Annotated in this window: 14 protein-coding genes; 4 read left to right on the top strand and 10 right to left on the bottom strand. The window is 33.5% G+C overall.

Annotated features, from left to right (window positions below; all coding sequences use genetic code 11):
- Positions 1–132: 132 nt before the first annotated feature.
- Genes ACFSJT_RS01455 through ACFSJT_RS01440 form a run of 4 tightly spaced genes read right to left on the bottom strand, consistent with a single transcriptional unit; the run spans position 133 to position 3,072 of the window.
- A complete protein-coding gene (locus tag ACFSJT_RS01455; protein WP_378318406.1) occupies positions 133–864 on the bottom strand; it encodes a head GIN domain-containing protein in 732 nt (243 codons plus the stop codon).
- Between the two features lie 27 nt (positions 865–891).
- A complete protein-coding gene (locus ACFSJT_RS01450) occupies positions 892–1,983 on the bottom strand; it encodes a DUF4097 family beta strand repeat-containing protein (RefSeq protein ID WP_378318405.1) in 1,092 nt (363 codons plus the stop codon).
- The gene (locus ACFSJT_RS01445; protein WP_378318403.1) at positions 1,964–2,527 is read right to left on the bottom strand and encodes a hypothetical protein; all 564 of its coding nucleotides are present in this window, start codon (positions 2,525–2,527) and stop codon (positions 1,964–1,966) included. The genes ACFSJT_RS01450 and ACFSJT_RS01445 overlap by 20 nt, the downstream gene beginning before the upstream one ends.
- On the bottom strand, positions 2,524–3,072 hold the full coding sequence (locus tag ACFSJT_RS01440) for an RNA polymerase sigma factor (RefSeq protein WP_378318402.1): 549 nt from the start codon (positions 3,070–3,072) through the stop codon (positions 2,524–2,526). Before ACFSJT_RS01440 ends, ACFSJT_RS01445 begins: the two co-directional genes overlap by 4 nt.
- Before the next feature lie 225 nt (positions 3,073–3,297).
- Between ACFSJT_RS01440 and lon the strand changes: the two genes are divergently transcribed.
- Positions 3,298–5,748 (top strand): endopeptidase La, encoded by a 2,451-nt coding sequence (gene lon, locus ACFSJT_RS01435; protein ID WP_378318401.1) that lies wholly within the window; start codon positions 3,298–3,300, stop codon positions 5,746–5,748.
- 73 nt (positions 5,749–5,821) lie between these two features.
- Here the strand turns inward: lon and mreB are convergent, their stop codons facing one another.
- Positions 5,822–6,859, bottom strand: a complete 1,038-nt coding sequence (gene mreB / locus ACFSJT_RS01430; RefSeq protein WP_378318400.1) for a rod shape-determining protein — start codon at positions 6,857–6,859, stop codon at positions 5,822–5,824.
- A 342-nt stretch (positions 6,860–7,201) separates the two neighbouring features.
- Here mreB and cmk point away from each other — a divergent pair, with 342 nt between their 5' ends.
- Entirely contained in the window at positions 7,202–7,900 is a 699-nt protein-coding gene (gene cmk, locus ACFSJT_RS01425; RefSeq protein WP_378318399.1) for a (d)CMP kinase, read from the top strand.
- On the opposite strand, the gene ACFSJT_RS01420 is transcribed toward cmk, so the two are convergent.
- Both ACFSJT_RS01420 and ACFSJT_RS01415 read right to left on the bottom strand, forming a co-directional pair.
- Positions 7,897–8,262 carry a hypothetical protein gene (locus ACFSJT_RS01420; protein ID WP_378318398.1) on the bottom strand — a complete coding sequence of 122 codons (366 nt, stop codon included), beginning with the start codon at positions 8,260–8,262 and terminating at the stop codon, positions 7,897–7,899. The genes cmk and ACFSJT_RS01420 overlap by 4 nt on opposite strands.
- 216 nt (positions 8,263–8,478) lie before the next feature.
- Positions 8,479–8,856, bottom strand: coding sequence for a LysM peptidoglycan-binding domain-containing protein (locus tag ACFSJT_RS01415; protein WP_378318397.1), 378 nt, complete (start codon positions 8,854–8,856; stop codon positions 8,479–8,481).
- Positions 8,857–9,005: 149 nt separating this feature from the next.
- On the opposite strand from ACFSJT_RS01415, the gene ACFSJT_RS01410 reads away from it, so the two are divergent.
- Complete coding sequence (locus ACFSJT_RS01410) at positions 9,006–9,791, top strand: tRNA pseudouridine synthase A (RefSeq protein ID WP_378318396.1); 786 nt, start codon at positions 9,006–9,008, stop codon at positions 9,789–9,791.
- A 7-nt stretch (positions 9,792–9,798) separates the two neighbouring features.
- Positions 9,799–10,443, top strand: coding sequence for an MOSC domain-containing protein (locus ACFSJT_RS01405; protein WP_378318395.1), 645 nt, complete (start codon positions 9,799–9,801; stop codon positions 10,441–10,443).
- Between the two features lie 54 nt (positions 10,444–10,497).
- Here the strand turns inward: ACFSJT_RS01405 and ACFSJT_RS01400 are convergent, their stop codons facing one another.
- From ACFSJT_RS01400 to ACFSJT_RS01390, 3 genes are all read right to left on the bottom strand, one after another.
- On the bottom strand, positions 10,498–11,376 hold the full coding sequence (locus ACFSJT_RS01400; protein WP_378318394.1) for a zinc-ribbon domain-containing protein: 879 nt from the start codon (positions 11,374–11,376) through the stop codon (positions 10,498–10,500).
- 90 nt (positions 11,377–11,466) lie between these two features.
- The gene (gene recQ / locus ACFSJT_RS01395; protein WP_378318393.1) at positions 11,467–13,599 is read right to left on the bottom strand and encodes a DNA helicase RecQ; all 2,133 of its coding nucleotides are present in this window, start codon (positions 13,597–13,599) and stop codon (positions 11,467–11,469) included.
- Between the two features lie 481 nt (positions 13,600–14,080).
- Complete coding sequence (locus ACFSJT_RS01390) at positions 14,081–15,490, bottom strand: pyridoxal phosphate-dependent decarboxylase family protein (protein ID WP_378318392.1); 1,410 nt, start codon at positions 15,488–15,490, stop codon at positions 14,081–14,083.
- Positions 15,491–15,578 lie beyond the last annotated feature (88 nt).

Raw genomic sequence — 15,578 nt, 5'->3', positions numbered from 1 at the left:
ATAAATTGTTTATATCATAAAGATACTAGTACAATTTTATTAATAGGTATAAAAGTAAAGATTATTATACATAAAAAAAACTGTTTGAAAAGCTTGCTTCTCAAACAGTTTGAAGGAATAGATATTTTTATTTTATTGCCTTCTTATGTCACCAGAACCAGAGACTTTTTTATCTTCTCTCTCTGGATTCCCTTTGTAATTAATGTCACCAGATCCAGTAATTCTTGCTTTAATAGAGCTCGTAGCCGTTACTTCAATATCTCCAGAACCTGTTATAGAAGCGATTACTTCTTTAGAGTTAAGGCCGAACGCCATAAGGTCACCAGATCCCGTCACTTTACAATCAAAATTGTTTGAGGTGCCGCTTAATGTAAGGTCACCACTTCCAGTAACATAACCTTCTGAGTTTTGTGCATCAATGATTAATTTTATATCACCAGATCCAGATATTCCAGTTTTAAAATTAGACGCTTTTATCACGTCACTGCTGTTAATATCTCCCGAACCCGCCAGTGTAACTTTAGTAAGATCTTCGAATGGTACAGTTACCAAAAGTTTTTTTCCTTTGGAAGGCTTTAACCAGTATTCTTTTTCTACATAAATTTTTAAAACATCTCCTTCAACTTCTGTGCGTATGTGTTCAATGAGATTACTTTCACCTTCGATAGATATCTGTCCTTCAGAACCAGATACTAATGATACATCTAAGTTTCCCTTAACTTTTACTTCATCATAATCAGAAGTACTTCTGTTTTTGGTAACCATATCACCATTGCCACTTACTTTTTTTCCGCCCCACCATTGTGCATTTACAGAAGTAATACTACACAATGCGATACTTAAAATTATTGCTGCTGCTCTCATTTGATTGAATTGTTAATTTATTTGTAATTAATTTTTTCTTAGTTTAATTCCTCCATAGCTTGAAGTAATATTAATGGTATTACCACTATTTTTAGTACCGTTATATCCTTGATAATCCTTTTTAGAATCTTTTACATACTTTTTCAGAACATTCATACTCTCATCCAGATTAATGCCGCCATATGAGGTTTTAATGGAAAAATCAAAATTGCATCCATTTTCGTAGCCAATATTAATTCTAGTATAATCGGTATCTACAGTTACACTTTTGAAAGAAGGTTGTAGTGCATATATTTCTAATGAACCATAATCTGATTCAATATCTAGCTCTTGGGACACGTTTCCTATTTTTGTACTTACATAGTCAGATGAACCAGTTATTTTACCACCGTTTTCTACTCTAATACCTCCGTAATCGCAATTAAAATTTAACCGCTTAACAGATTTAAATTTAGATTGTGTATAATCGGCATTAAGTTCTATTCGCTCGCTATCCCCAATTTCAAAATCAGAGTAGTCTGCATTTATTTTACCAGATTTCATGTAGGTGATACTACTGTTGTTGGTATAGTCAATATTGATGTAGTTATTATCGGCTAATAGTTCACCAAGTATAATCTGACCATAGTCACAATTTATTTTTGCACTGCCTTCAATTTTATCTAAGGTAATGTTCCCATAATCGTTATTGAGATCTATATTATTGGTTACGGGAACTTTAACAGTATAATTAATTTTCATACTTGTGTTATTATTCCAGCCGCTTGACCATTTACCCCACCACGAATCGCTATCTTTATTAAAAATAGTTTTGGCACTTACCATTTGGGGTGATGCATCAAATTCTACGTCAATAGATTCGAGTTTTTTAATTACTTTTTCTTCATTATTACCACTTACTTTGATGTTAATCTCCATTACGATCCTATTTTCATTCCAAGACGTTATATCAAGGTTTCCATAATCATTGCTGATTTTGAGTAATGCATCTCGGTTTACACTAAATTCTTTCTTTAGCGTTTTCTCTTTATTATATTTTCCTTTTAAATCACCATCATTGGCAAAAATAAGTGTCGGAACTAATAATAGTAATAGTATATTATAGTATAGAGTTTTCATTTTCTGTTAATTTAAATTCATTAATATCATTAATCTTTTGTTGCACTTCTTCCAAAAGTTTTGCACGTTTTTGAAAGTTCTTAATCATAGCACTGATTACGCGTTTATCATTTCCACTATGAACCAAATCCTTTTTTAGTTTTTCATAATCAGATTCAAGTTTTTCTAATTGTTTCATTGCATCAGCCACCAGTTCTCGAGTTTCATTAGAAGAAATTTTGCCAATCTCTTCTAATTGCACCTCAATTGCAGAGGTAAAAAAACTTTGAGTTTCTTGCATTTGTGGTGAAACACTCGCCAGGTCTGCTTCCACAGTCGAATTAGACATAAGAGAGAATGCTGCAATACCTATTACAATGGCTATAGAAGCTGCAATCGATAGGGGTTTGTACCAGTTACGTTTTTTAGCAGGTAGCGTAACAACTTTATTTTGTTGCTGTAGCTTTTCTAAAAATCGTATTTGATGATCAGCAGATGGCTCATGTATGTCTAATTTATTCTGCATGTTTTCAAATATTTTTTTTACAATGTCCTCGTTTTTCATACTAATTCTAATTTTTTTCGTAAACTCTCTTTTGCTCGCGAGACGAGTGTACGACAATTTGAATACGATATATTCATAATTTGACAAATCTCCTCATAATCATATCCCTCAATGAGGTGCAATGATAATGCTGTGCTATAGCTATCTTTTAGTTGATTTAGTGTACTCAATATGGTATCTGCTTTTATACTGGTCAAATCCTCTTCCGCAATTCCATCAACATCAGTAAGAGCGTATTCTACAGTTTCTAAATTTACCTCGCGATAAGAATCGTTTTTACGTGATGCCGTCAAGCTAGAATTGATTACAATTTTCTTTAACCAGGCGCCAAACATATTATTATCTTTTAGCATTGACAATTTGGTAAAAGCGGTTAAAAAAGCTTCTTGCATAATATCTTCTGATTCTGCGGTATCTTTTATAATTCTCAAAGCTGTATTGTACATTGCTTTATAATATCGATTATAGATCTCGAGTTGCGCATTTTGATCTTGCTCGCGACATTTCTCTATTAACTGCTCTGTATTTAGTTGGGTTAGTGACAAAAAAAACAATTTAACTTTTACATAAAGATATATATAGAAATGTTTTGTTACAGTCTTTTACTTTTTTTTTGAATGTTTATGGCATAAGAATTGAAATACATATGACAAATACATCCTTAATGCCCTATATTATTTGGTAGTTTAGGGATTTTCATTGAGTTAACATTAATTTAAAAAAAAAGAATGTTTTTTGTCTTAATGACAAAATGACTTTTATATATAACTATGGCGAAAACCAAATTTACGACACTTGACAGTTTGTCATTTCAAGGAATTGATGAAGATGCAGAATTAATTCCTTTATTGACACCTGAAGATGAGGAAGAGATAGATAGAGAAGAATTACCTGATATATTAGCTATATTGCCATTACGGAATACAGTATTGTTTCCTGGCGTTGTTATCCCAATAACTGCTGGTAGAGATAAATCCATAAAACTTTTGAATGAAGCCAATAATGGTAATAAGACTATTGGTGTGGTTTCCCAAAAAGAAGAAGGCATAGAGAACCCTTCTCTTAAAGATATAAATAGAGTAGGAGTTGTAGCTAAAATCTTGAGAGTTTTAAAGATGCCTGATGGCAATACAACGGTAATTTTACAAGGAAAAAAACGCTTTAAGATTGATGATATAGTAGAAGAAATTCCTTATATCAAGGCAAAGGTTAAAGAAGTGCCAGAGGCAAGACCAGCTAAAGAAAATAAGGAATTTGGGGCAATTATAGATTCGATAAAGGATTTAGCGTTAGAAATTATTAAAGAAAGCCCTAACATACCTTCTGAGGCTTCTTTTGCAATTAGGAATATAGAAAGCAGTTCCTTTTTAATCAACTTCGTATCGTCCAACCTAAACCTACCTGTAGAAGAAAAACAAAAACTATTAGAGATCAATGATCTTAAGGAAAGAGCATTGGCAACTTTGAAATTTATGAATGTTGAGTTTCAAAAATTAGAACTTAAAAATGTCATACAAAGCAAGGTTCAACATGATATGAGCCAACAACAACGTGAGTATTTTCTACATCAACAGATGAAAACAATCCAGGAAGAACTTGGTGGTGTTTCTCATGAAGATGAAATAGAAGAAATGCGTGCACGCAGTAAAGGTAAAAAGTGGGATGAAAGAGTTAAAAAGCATTTTGATAAAGAGCTTTCCAAAATGCAACGTATGAATCCGCAAGTTGCAGAATATTCTATTCAGCGTAATTACCTGGATTTATTTCTGGATTTACCATGGAATGAATATAGTACTGATAAGTTTGATTTGAAACGGGCCAAAAAGATCCTAGATAGGGATCATTATGGATTAGATAAAGTGAAACAACGTATTATTGAGTATTTGGCGGTCTTAAAACTTCGCAATGATATGAAATCTCCAATTTTATGTCTTTACGGACCTCCTGGTGTGGGAAAAACTTCGTTAGGTAAATCTGTTGCTGAAGCATTAGGGAGGGAATATGTTAGAATCTCATTAGGAGGACTTAGAGATGAAGCCGAAATACGCGGACATAGAAAGACCTATATTGGGGCTATGCCCGGTAGAATTATTCAAAGTCTTAAAAAAGCAGGAACAAGTAATCCGGTTTTTGTATTAGATGAAATTGATAAATTATCTGTGGGCAGTCAAGGTGATCCATCCTCGGCATTGCTTGAAGTTTTAGATCCTGAGCAAAACTCTGAGTTTCATGATAATTTCCTTGAAATGGGATTTGATCTATCCAAAGTTATGTTTATTGCAACATCAAATAGTTTGGGAACTATTCAACCAGCACTTCGTGATCGTATGGAAATCATTAATATGACAGGATACACCATCGAGGAAAAAGTTGAGATCGCAAAACAGCATTTGTTGCCAAAACAACTAGAAGAACATGGATTAGATAAATCTCATCTCAAAATAGGAAAACCACAACTAGAAAAAATAGTAGAAGGATATACCAGAGAATCAGGAGTAAGAGGCCTTGAAAAACAAATAGCCAAAATGGTGCGTTTTGCGGCCAAAAATATAGCTATGGAGGAAGAATACAACATAAAAGTGACTAATGAAGACATCATTGAGGTATTGGGAACTCCAAAATTAGAGCGTGATAAATATGAAAATAATGAAGTCGCTGGTGTGGTTACCGGGTTGGCTTGGACCAGTGTGGGAGGTGACATATTGTTTATTGAGTCTATCCTATCCAAAGGAAAAGGAAATCTTACTATTACTGGAAACCTGGGTAAAGTAATGAAAGAATCGGCCACTATTGCGATGGAGTACATAAAAGCGAATGCAAGTAACTTAGGAATCAATCCTGATATTTTTGAGAAGTATAATGTTCATATTCATGTTCCCGAAGGAGCTACTCCAAAAGACGGCCCTAGTGCCGGAATAACAATGCTAACATCGTTAGTGTCTTTATTTACTCAGCGTAAGGTAAAGAAAAGTCTAGCCATGACAGGAGAAATAACGCTACGAGGTAAAGTCTTGCCTGTTGGAGGAATTAAAGAAAAGATTCTGGCGGCCAAAAGAGCACATATTCGTGAGATATTGCTTTGCGAAGATAATAGGCGTGATATTGATGAGATCAAACCAGAGTACCTAAAAGGGCTTACTTTTCATTATGTAAAAGATATGGACGATGTTTTGAAGTTGGCTTTAACAAATACGAAAGTCAAAAATGCAAAGAAATTGTAATTCAAGAAGGTGGTTTGAAAATGATGTTTATTTACATCTTTTCAAACCACCTCTTTCTTTAATCTTTATGGTGTTAACGTCTGTCCTGAACTAATACACTATTATAATGTTCCAAATTTTTTAATACAATATCGCTTCCCTTTACAACCGTTTCCAGAGGTTGTTCTCCCAGATGTATAGGGAGTTCAGTAGTTCTAGATAATCTTTCATTAAGTCCTCTTAACATAGATCCTCCTCCAGTTAAGTATATCCCGGTATTGTAAATATCTGCCGAAATCTCAGGAGGGATTTCAGAGAGTGTTTCCATTATAGCGTTTTCTATTTGAATGATGGATTTTTCTAAGCTCTTTGCAATTTCTTTATAAGACAGTTGTATTTGTTTTGGTTTACCGGTGAGTAAATCTCTTCCCTCTATATGCATTTTTTCTGGAGGAGATTCTAAGTTATCTATTGCAGAACCTATTTTTATTTTTATTTTTTCAGCCATAGATTCACCGATATGCAGATTACGAGATTCACGTATATACTGGATTATATCTTCGTTAAAAACATTTCCTGCAATTTTTACAGATTGACCACTAATGATTCTACCTAGAGAAATTACGGCAATTTCGGTTGTTCCTCCGCCAATATCAACCACCATGTTGCCTTTTGGTTCCAATACATTTATACCACCACCAATAGCCGCTGCAATGGGCTCATGAATAAGAAATACATTTTTTGCATTAAGTCGTTTTGCAGACTCCTGTACTGCTCTCATTTCAACTTCAGTACTTCCACAAGGGATAGAGATTATCATATTATATGAAGAGCTAAATACTGAGGCATTAAGAGAAGACAGTTTTTTAATAAAAGTCTTTAGCATTTTTTCCGAAGCATCAAAATTGGAAATTACACCATTGTTAAAAGGGTAGATAGTCTTTATATTCTTATTAATTTTTCCTCGCATCATACCTGCTTCTTTACCAACAGCAATAATTTTTCCGGTAATTTGATTTATGGTGATGATAGAAGGATGATCTACTGCTATTTTTCCTTTATAAGTAATTAGCGTATTTGAGGTGCCTAGATCTATTGCAATTTTTTCATTTAAAAAATCAAAAAAGCCCATGAGTTGTGTTTACTTTAGGTTAATATGTGTTGATTCAAGGTGTAAAAAAGTATCTTCTAGTCATGCATTAGGGTTTAATGGTAAATAACTCCGATTAAGTGCAATTATTGTATATTTTTTAGGGTTTTTTACTTGTATTGTATTTTTCTTTCTGGCTTGGAAAAATTGCAATTCACTGTACCCTCAGTAATTACTACATTTCGTGCTTTTTTAAAAAGAATTTTTAGAATAATCTTCACTTTCCTTAAGTATCATAATTTTTAATAGCTTACTAGTGGTTTATAAATAGTTTCATTTATTTTTGAATTAAATAAAGTCATTCTTGATATTAAAGATCACAATTTGGAAGATAAAAAGATAATCATTGCTATCGACGGGTATTCTTCAACGGGTAAAAGTACCGTTGCCAAACAATTAGCCAAAGCATTAGGATATATTTATGTAGATACGGGTGCTATGTATAGAGCAATTACTCTGTATGCAATGCGTAAAGGTTATATTGATGAATCCCAGTTTGAGCAAGAAAAATTAGAAAAGGCTCTTCCAGAAATTCAAATTAAGTTTGAGATCAACCCAAAATCCGGATTAGCAGAAGTCCTGCTTGACGGAGAAAATGTAGAACGTGAAATAAGAACATTAGCCGTTTCTAATCAAGTAAGTAAAATAGCCGCTGTATCTGCAGTACGTAAAAAACTAGTAGAACAGCAGAACCAAATGGGGAAAGATAAAGGAATTGTGATGGACGGTAGAGATATAGGAACAGTAGTTTTTCCTAATGCAGAACTTAAACTATTTATGACCGCTACCGCCAAAGATAGGGCAGAGCGCCGCTTTCTAGAGCTCAAAGAGAGAGGAGAAGATGTCACGTACGAAGACGTATTAAAAAATGTAGTTGACAGAGATCATATTGATAGTACTCGAAAAGATTCTCCATTAAGACAAGCTAGTGATGCCGTAAAAATAGATAACTCTAATCTTACTCTAGAAGATCAATTTAAGCAGATTTTGGGACTTGCTAAAGCAACTATTAAAAAGGCCTAATCCTTTGTAGATAGAAGGTAATTAGCTATTTGATCCTCTTCAAGTTTAAAGTCAATTACTTCTGGGTATTCATAAAATTTTACATCTTTATCAGACCACTCTACAAGTTTAATAAATTCATCATTACTTTTTAAAACTAGAATTCGACTTAGCGATAGTGTATAATCCAAAACTTCAATATGTTGTTTTGCTGAAGAATCTGAGACTTCATAAAAATCTGTTTTTGCAAGTATTTGATATTGCTTACCATTGTTCATGATAATCTGATCTTTCGACTCATAAATAATATGAGTTTTAGATAAAGATTGTGCATAATTGCAAATTGACATCAATAAGGAAAGTGAGAGTAATATTCTTTTCATAAAAGCAGATTATAAATTTAAAACAGCGGCAAAAGTAAGGTAAAACCGTAAAAAAATATTACTTAAGTGGATGTTTTTTTATTTTTTATCCGGATAAAAGACGAAATTAAGGGTTGTACTACTCAAATAACCTCTATTTTGAAGTCTTTCCTAAAAAGAGTATGAATAAAAAAGACCACTCAATTGTGGTCTTTTTTATGTGAAATAAACAATACTTTATAGATTAGGGATTACAAGTTCCTGGTCTGGGTGAATGATGTCTGGATTTTTAAGAATACTGGTATTGGCATCAAAGATTGCCTTATACTTCATTGGATCGCCATAATAATGTTTGGCAATTTTACTTAATGATTCCCCACTTTTTACTACATGTCTATGATACACCGATGTATCTGCCACCTTGATGTCTGCTTCAATATCAGAAGGAGATTCACCACCAATTTCTTTGATCTTATCCCATAATATGTTCTTTTCATATTGGGTTTGTGCTATACCTTTTATCTTTAAAGTTCCGTTTTCCTCAGAAACATCACCATCCTGAATATTCAATTTTTGTCCAAGATCTAATACATCTTGATATTTTGCTTTAACCATAACTAAGTTGATTTTAAATTATTAATTAGCTTTACTCAAATATAGCGAATTACCATGTTTTTTTTATATAGTTCTTTGACCAAAAAAGATCGTTTATCGATGAAATACATAATTTGTCTATATTCGAACAACTTTTGAAAAATTAGTATATGTTTAGAAAACGGTTCTATTATCTAATTGAATTGCAATATCTTGGATTTAGATATCATGGATGGCAAAAACAACCTACCGTAAACACATTACAAAGAATGGTCGAACGAACGGTTACTTATGTTTTAGAACATAAAGACTTTAAAGTTTTGGCTGCTGGAAGGACCGATGCTAAGGTGTCTGCAAATCAGGCGTATGTTGAACTTTTTGTGGACCATGAAGCATTGGATTTAAAAACATTTTTCCCCTTGCTCAATCAAAATCTTCCTCAGGATATTAGAGCTTTGGACATAGAAGAAACTGACGAGGAATTTAATATTATCCAGTCTCCAAAGATTAAGGAATACTTATACTTATTTTCATGTGGAGAAAAATTTCATCCTTTTTGCGCTCCTTTTATGTATAATGTTTTTGAAGAGCTGAATATCGCAATTATGCAAGAAGCAGCTTCATTATTCATCGGAAAACATAATTTTAGATCCTATTGTCATCGACCTTCAGAGAATACAATACTAGAAGGAGAAATTATAGATTGTTGTATACAAAAAAATGATGTATTTACCGCTAATTTTTTTCCAAAAGATAGTTATCTTTTGCAAGTAAAAGGGCAAGGATTTAAGAGAAATCAAATTCGTTTAATGATGGGAGTATTGCTTGATCTGGGAAAAGGTAAAATAGATTTAGATTTCATTAAACAAACTCTTGATCCCGAAGCAGAAGAAATTATCTTAGAGCACATCGTTCCGGGTTCTGGCTTAATACTTAATTCGATTGAATTTAAATAACAGGCTTATGAAAGTAGTATCCACAAATATTTCTGAAGGAAAAACAATTCTTTGGAGAGAAAAAGAGGTAATAACTGGAATTTATAAATATCCTGTTGATGAACCTATATTTCTGGATACAGAAGATGTAAAAGAAGACCATGTAATTGATCGAAGATATCATGGTGGGGTAGATAAGGCCTGTTATCTATACTCTTTAAACCACTATGAATTTTGGAAAGAAAAGTATCCTGATTTGGAATGGAACTATGGAATGTTTGGAGAAAACCTCACTGTTGACGGGTTTGATGAGCATAGTATTAAAATTGGTGCTATTTATACATTGGGTGATGCAACCGTTCAAATCTCTCGACCCAGACAACCTTGCTACAAGTTGGGGATACGGTTTGGAAATCAGGGGATAATTAAGCAATTTATCGATTCACTTCTCTCTGGAGTTTATGTTAGAGTTTTAGAACCAGGTCTGGTAAAAGTAGGACAGGAGTTTACTATTAAAAAAGAGCATGCCAACGGTATCAGCATAGCCGAGTTGAATACGCTGATGTTTCATTATGATAAAGAGATTCATCGTGAGCTTTTAAAAAGAGCACTTGATGATGATTTAGTTTCTGATAGCGATAAAAAGTATTTGAAAAAACATCCAATTCAGTAATGAACTATGGAGAACCCGCTATTTTAGTGGTATTAAAATCTAGTTGAATACACCTTACGGAATTGGGACAGTCTTTATCGAATCTTTAATGACACTGATACTGTCAACGTGCACATTATCTATAGTATCCAATGTTTTTTCAGTAGTATAAAAATCTAATAATTTGTACTTATCTGCAAATCGACCACCTAAATCTTGATCAAAAGGTGTTTTTACCAAAACTGTATTGTATTTACCTTCTATCCCGATAAAAAATTGATCAGTATTCTCTAGACTCATACCTTCAACACATGCTTCAATTAAGGTAATCAGTTGCTTCCTGGATTTAGCCTCTATTTTTTTGATATCTCTTATTTCGAGTAAGATTAGCAATTTGTTTTGATTGCGCTTTGTTAAATATTTAATAGTACTCTTATCTATTTCGGGATTTAAATAGCCTGTTATGCAGTTTCTAAGAAAAAGGGTTGTAGAATCAGATTCGAATACTCTACTCTCAGACAACTTATCTATATCATTATCTAGTAAAGTTCTCCTATTGTCTAAAGGCGCTGCAGTTGACAATGGTGCATCATTAGTAGTATGATAAATTAAAGAAAATACAATTAAACCTATGATGATCAAAATTGGAATTATAAGTAGCATACACCCTATGCCATGCCATAAGGGTCGCTTTGCTGGATTGGTTGAATTCGCTCTAATTAATGAATTCATCATATCTTCTGAAAACTCTTTTTCAGCATATGTTTTTTTACAATGAGAACATTCGGCGACAGATGTTTTTGATATTGGGATTATAGGGATCCAAAAAAAATGAAAATACTTACCAAAAGTGGTTGCGGTAAATGAATTCTCTTTTTGACAATAAGGACATTTAGTATTGCTTAATTTTCTTTCTTTTAGTTTTGAAGAACGAAGTCCGTAAAAAAAGATCATAAAATTTGAATTTTAATAAAATAGGGGTTAGATAGTTAATTATTTTTATTGCTAAGGAATAAATTCCTATGGACTTTGATATGTATAGAATTATTCATCATTAACAGAAACAGTACCCTGTTCTAAAACAGCGAGGGCTAATTTAATGGTATTATAATCAATAGCACCTTGAAAATGCTCAAAATAAGGTTTTAAACCTTCTGGATTATCAAGATGTTCTTTTGCTTCTTTTATAGATTTTATATCTTCGGTATTTACAAATTTCTTCAGATCAATATCTTCTCCTTCTTCATATAATTTTTGGATGTGAGAAAATATCGTTGAAGATGCCAATTGCCTTTTAATGGCTATTTCTTCTATAGATAACCCTTCCTGATACAAAGCCAATGTCTCTTTATGAGTCTTGCCTTTTTTCGAACTCTTCTTCTTCTTTTTAGTTTTTTCCTGGGAAAAACTAATAATCTCTTTTATAAACTGATATCCATAATTTTGCATCTTTTGTCTTCCTACACCATTGATTTGTATAAACTCTTCGTCGCTCATTGGGCGAAACTTTTCCATTTCCCGTAATGTAGCATCACTAAAGATCTGATAGGCGGGTATCCCAGCTTCTTTGGATAGCTCTAATCGAAGCTGTCTTAGTTTTTCAAACAAATCAGGAGCTACTCCCTGATCCATTTGTATTACTACAGGTTGTTTTACTTTTTCCAGTTCTTTTAAGTGAGCCAGACTCACTTTTTCTCCTTCAAACAAGACCTTTTTAGATAAGGATGTTAATTTTAACTTGTTGTTTTGATGAAATGCAATCTCGAGATATCCTTGATTAATCAGCTGAATAATGTATTGTTGCCAATCACGCCAAGCAATATCTTTACCAATACCATAGGTTTTTAAATTTTGATATCCTTTATCTTGTATCGCAGTGTTTTGAGCACCTCTTAAAATATCAATTACAGTACCTATCGGTTCTTGTTCTTGGGTTCGGGTAACGCAAGACAATGTTTTTTGAGCGATAACAGTTCCATCAATAAACGTAGGAGGATCTTTACACACATCACAGTTACCGCAGTCTTTTTCGATCAGTTCTCCAAAATAACTGAGTAGTATTTTACGTCGGCAACTTAAGGACTCTGCATATTGCTTAATACGATCAAGTTTGGCCAATTGAACCTCTTTGTTTCCAGACATATCTGCAAACTTTTGTAATTGCACTACATCTGCATAACTGTGAAACAGTAGGGTCGAAGAAGGGAGGCCATCTCGTCCGGCACGGCCAATTTCCTGGTAATAGCCTTCAATATTTTTGGGGAGGTTATAATGAATGACCCAGCGTACATTGGATTTGTCTATTCCCATCCCGAAAGCAATCGTTGCACACACAATCTGCAGGGTGTCGTTAATAAAATCTTCCTGCACTTGCGATCTTTTTTGATGATCAATACCCGCATGATAAGCTTCGGCACTAAATCCTTTGTCCTTCAACTTCTCAGCTAATTTTTCTGTGGTCTTTCTACTCAAACAATAGATGATCCCGCTATCATTTGGTTTATCAGATAAAAAAGTAAAGATCTGTTCAATTCTTTTGTTGCCCGGCCGCACTTCTAGACTTAAGTTTTTTCGATCAAATGATGCCAGGTGCTGTATTGCTTTTGGGATATTAAGCTGATTACAAATATCCTGTCGTGTCGCTTTATCGGCCGTTGCCGTGAGTGCAATAATCGGTGTTTTTGGAAATTTATTTTTCAAATATCCCAATTGCGTATAGGCAGGCCTGAAATCATGGCCCCAAGCCGATATACAGTGGGCTTCATCGATAGCGACAAGGCTAATTTCTATTTGCGAGAAAATTGTATCTAAAAACGATAAGCTCTCTGGAGCTACGTACAGCAATTTGATTTCTTTATCCAGAAGTTTTTTATAGATATCCTGTTGTTCTTCCTGGTTTTGACTACTGTTTACAAAAGCAGCTGCGATCCCATTCGCCAGAAGCCCATCTACCTGGTCTTTCATTAGTGCAATAAGTGGCGATATGACTAATGTAATACCCGGTAATAAAATACCGGGCAGTTGATAACAAATCGATTTACCACCACCGGTAGGCATGATTACAAGGTTATCATTACCGGCAAAGACAGAATCGATGATTTCTTGTTGTAATGGGCGAAAAGTATCATACCCAAAATATTCTTTTAAGGTCGCTAAAATTTGTGGTTGCTCTGGCATAAGTACAAAAGAACAAAAATAGGATTAGAAAATAAATAAACGATACGATTTACGCTAGTTAAATTTTCAGATGCTATGATCGTGTTTTAAAATTATTAGTAGGTGCAATTATAAGATGTTTCAGTTTCATTTTTTGAAACCGGGATTTTTTTGTTGATTATTTGGGCTACGGGAGTACTTGGATAAGCTCAGTAGGCAACTTGAAATAGTAGTTATTCTAAGAATAGTTCAGGAATCTGCTGAAATTAGCAAAGTGATAAAAAGATTAATTCTCTTTTAAAGGCATATCTTAATAATGTGAATTTGTTCTTTTTGAGGCAAGTTTCACCATTGTGGCCTTAAAATGTTGCATAAGAGATCTAAAGCCGTCTAGGACTTCATCATTATATCTCGGATTAAATATTATGTTTTTAAAAAGCATGGTTTAGATCGTCGATTTTCTAAAAGGTTTTGCTTTTTAGGAATTTATACAATGGTTATCTTAATTACTATTATTAGTTTTTTCAATTTTCAAAGCTTCTTTAAAAGAGTTCACAGAGCCTATAATATCTTTCTCTGTTGTAGCCCAAGAACAGATACTAACCCTAATAACTTTTTTACCCTTCCAGATTGACCCGCCTAACCAACACTCTCGAAGTTCTTGGATATTTTTTAATACATTTTGAGTAGTAGTGTCATTTTCACAACTCACAATCACTTGATTAAACACTACATTGTTTTCTACAAAAAAACCATTTAAAGAACTTATCTCTTCAGCAAATTGCTTTGCCCTATCACACATTATACCAATCATTTCATTAATACCTTCCCTGCCCAAATATTTCATTGTTGCCCAAAGTTCAATTATTCTTGCTCTTCTTGACATTTCTGGCGTATAATACATCCCATCTCTATCATTACTTTTGTTTAAGTAAGCTCCAGAAGTTTGCATAGCTGTGGTAAGTGCTTCATTATCTTTACATAAAACAATGCCACAATCATACGGTGTGTTTAATGTTTTGTGACCATCGACTGCCCATGAATTGGCCATGTTGCAACCTTTTGTTAAATACCTCAATTTATCAACTACATCTGCCCATAATCCAAAAGCACCGTCTATATGGACCCAAGAAGTAGCTTTCTGAGCCTTTTTACATATATTTTCAAAAGGGTCGAAAGAACCACTATTTACATTACCTGCTTGAAGAATGATAATTGTACTTTCATCTAATTCAGGTAAGGATTCAGGAATTATTCTTCCTTGATTATCAACTTCTGCCCATTCTATATTTTCCTGTCCAAAACCTAATAGTTGCAGAGCTTTGATTATAGAGGAGTGTGCTTGTCCTGTAACTATTCTTATCTTCGGTGCAGAGTAAAGTCCTTTTTGATTAATGTCCCACCCTTTTCGTTGTAGTATTCTATATCTTGCTGCAGCCAATCCACATAAGTTAGCAACAGTAGTTCCACTCACGAATCCTGCAGAAGTACCAAGAGGCAGATTGAATAATTCAATCAACCATTTTTCGACTACACTTTCGAGTTTTGCAGCAATTGGTGACAAAGAGTGCATAGTGGGGCATTGGTCCCAATAGGTTCCTAAATTTTTTGCAGCTATTGCGACTGGTAAAGCACTTCCACACACAAAACCAAAATAACGACCTCCAAGAGTTGAAACTGTAGCTGGATTCCCAAATTCATTAAGTAATTCTATAACTTTTTCTGCCTCAATTGAATTTTCAGGAAAGGTCTCGTCAAAGACCAAAAGGTTGTTAAGTGCCTCTTCGGTGGGATAAACATTTCTATCAAAAACATTTTCAAGGTATTTTATGGAGTAATTTTGAGCTTTTTCAAAAATACTTTTTTCCTTTAATTCCAAAAACATTTTGTCTTGAATGGTAAATTCTTTCATTTCATTCTTTAATTACTGCAACAAATTGTATAAATCCAATTTGATTTATTAAGTATAGCAGGAGTATTGTGAAAATAGCACTTTATTT

This window comes from Aquimarina celericrescens (genome assembly GCF_042682765.1).
GTDB classification, from domain to species: domain Bacteria; phylum Bacteroidota; class Bacteroidia; order Flavobacteriales; family Flavobacteriaceae; genus Aquimarina; species Aquimarina celericrescens.
Note: the sequence above shows the minus strand (reverse complement) of the source record. Positions and strands in the feature narration are given on the sequence as shown.

Coding starts and splice junctions, on each gene's coding strand:
- ACFSJT_RS01400 (WP_378318394.1), bottom strand. CDS start 11,376: ATGATCTTTTTTTACGGACTTCGTTCTTCAAAACTAAAAGAAAGAAAA.
- ACFSJT_RS01450 (WP_378318405.1), bottom strand. CDS start 1,983: ATGAAAACTCTATACTATAATATACTATTACTATTATTAGTTCCGACA.
- lon (WP_378318401.1), top strand. CDS start 3,298: ATGGCGAAAACCAAATTTACGACACTTGACAGTTTGTCATTTCAAGGA.
- ACFSJT_RS01410 (WP_378318396.1), top strand. CDS start 9,006: ATGTTTAGAAAACGGTTCTATTATCTAATTGAATTGCAATATCTTGGA.
- ACFSJT_RS01445 (WP_378318403.1), bottom strand. CDS start 2,527: ATGAAAAACGAGGACATTGTAAAAAAAATATTTGAAAACATGCAGAAT.
- ACFSJT_RS01455 (WP_378318406.1), bottom strand. CDS start 864: ATGAGAGCAGCAGCAATAATTTTAAGTATCGCATTGTGTAGTATTACT.
- ACFSJT_RS01405 (WP_378318395.1), top strand. CDS start 9,799: ATGAAAGTAGTATCCACAAATATTTCTGAAGGAAAAACAATTCTTTGG.
- mreB (WP_378318400.1), bottom strand. CDS start 6,859: ATGGGCTTTTTTGATTTTTTAAATGAAAAAATTGCAATAGATCTAGGC.
- recQ (WP_378318393.1), bottom strand. CDS start 13,599: ATGCCAGAGCAACCACAAATTTTAGCGACCTTAAAAGAATATTTTGGG.
- ACFSJT_RS01420 (WP_378318398.1), bottom strand. CDS start 8,262: ATGAAAAGAATATTACTCTCACTTTCCTTATTGATGTCAATTTGCAAT.
- ACFSJT_RS01415 (WP_378318397.1), bottom strand. CDS start 8,856: ATGGTTAAAGCAAAATATCAAGATGTATTAGATCTTGGACAAAAATTG.
- ACFSJT_RS01390 (WP_378318392.1), bottom strand. CDS start 15,490: ATGAAAGAATTTACCATTCAAGACAAAATGTTTTTGGAATTAAAGGAA.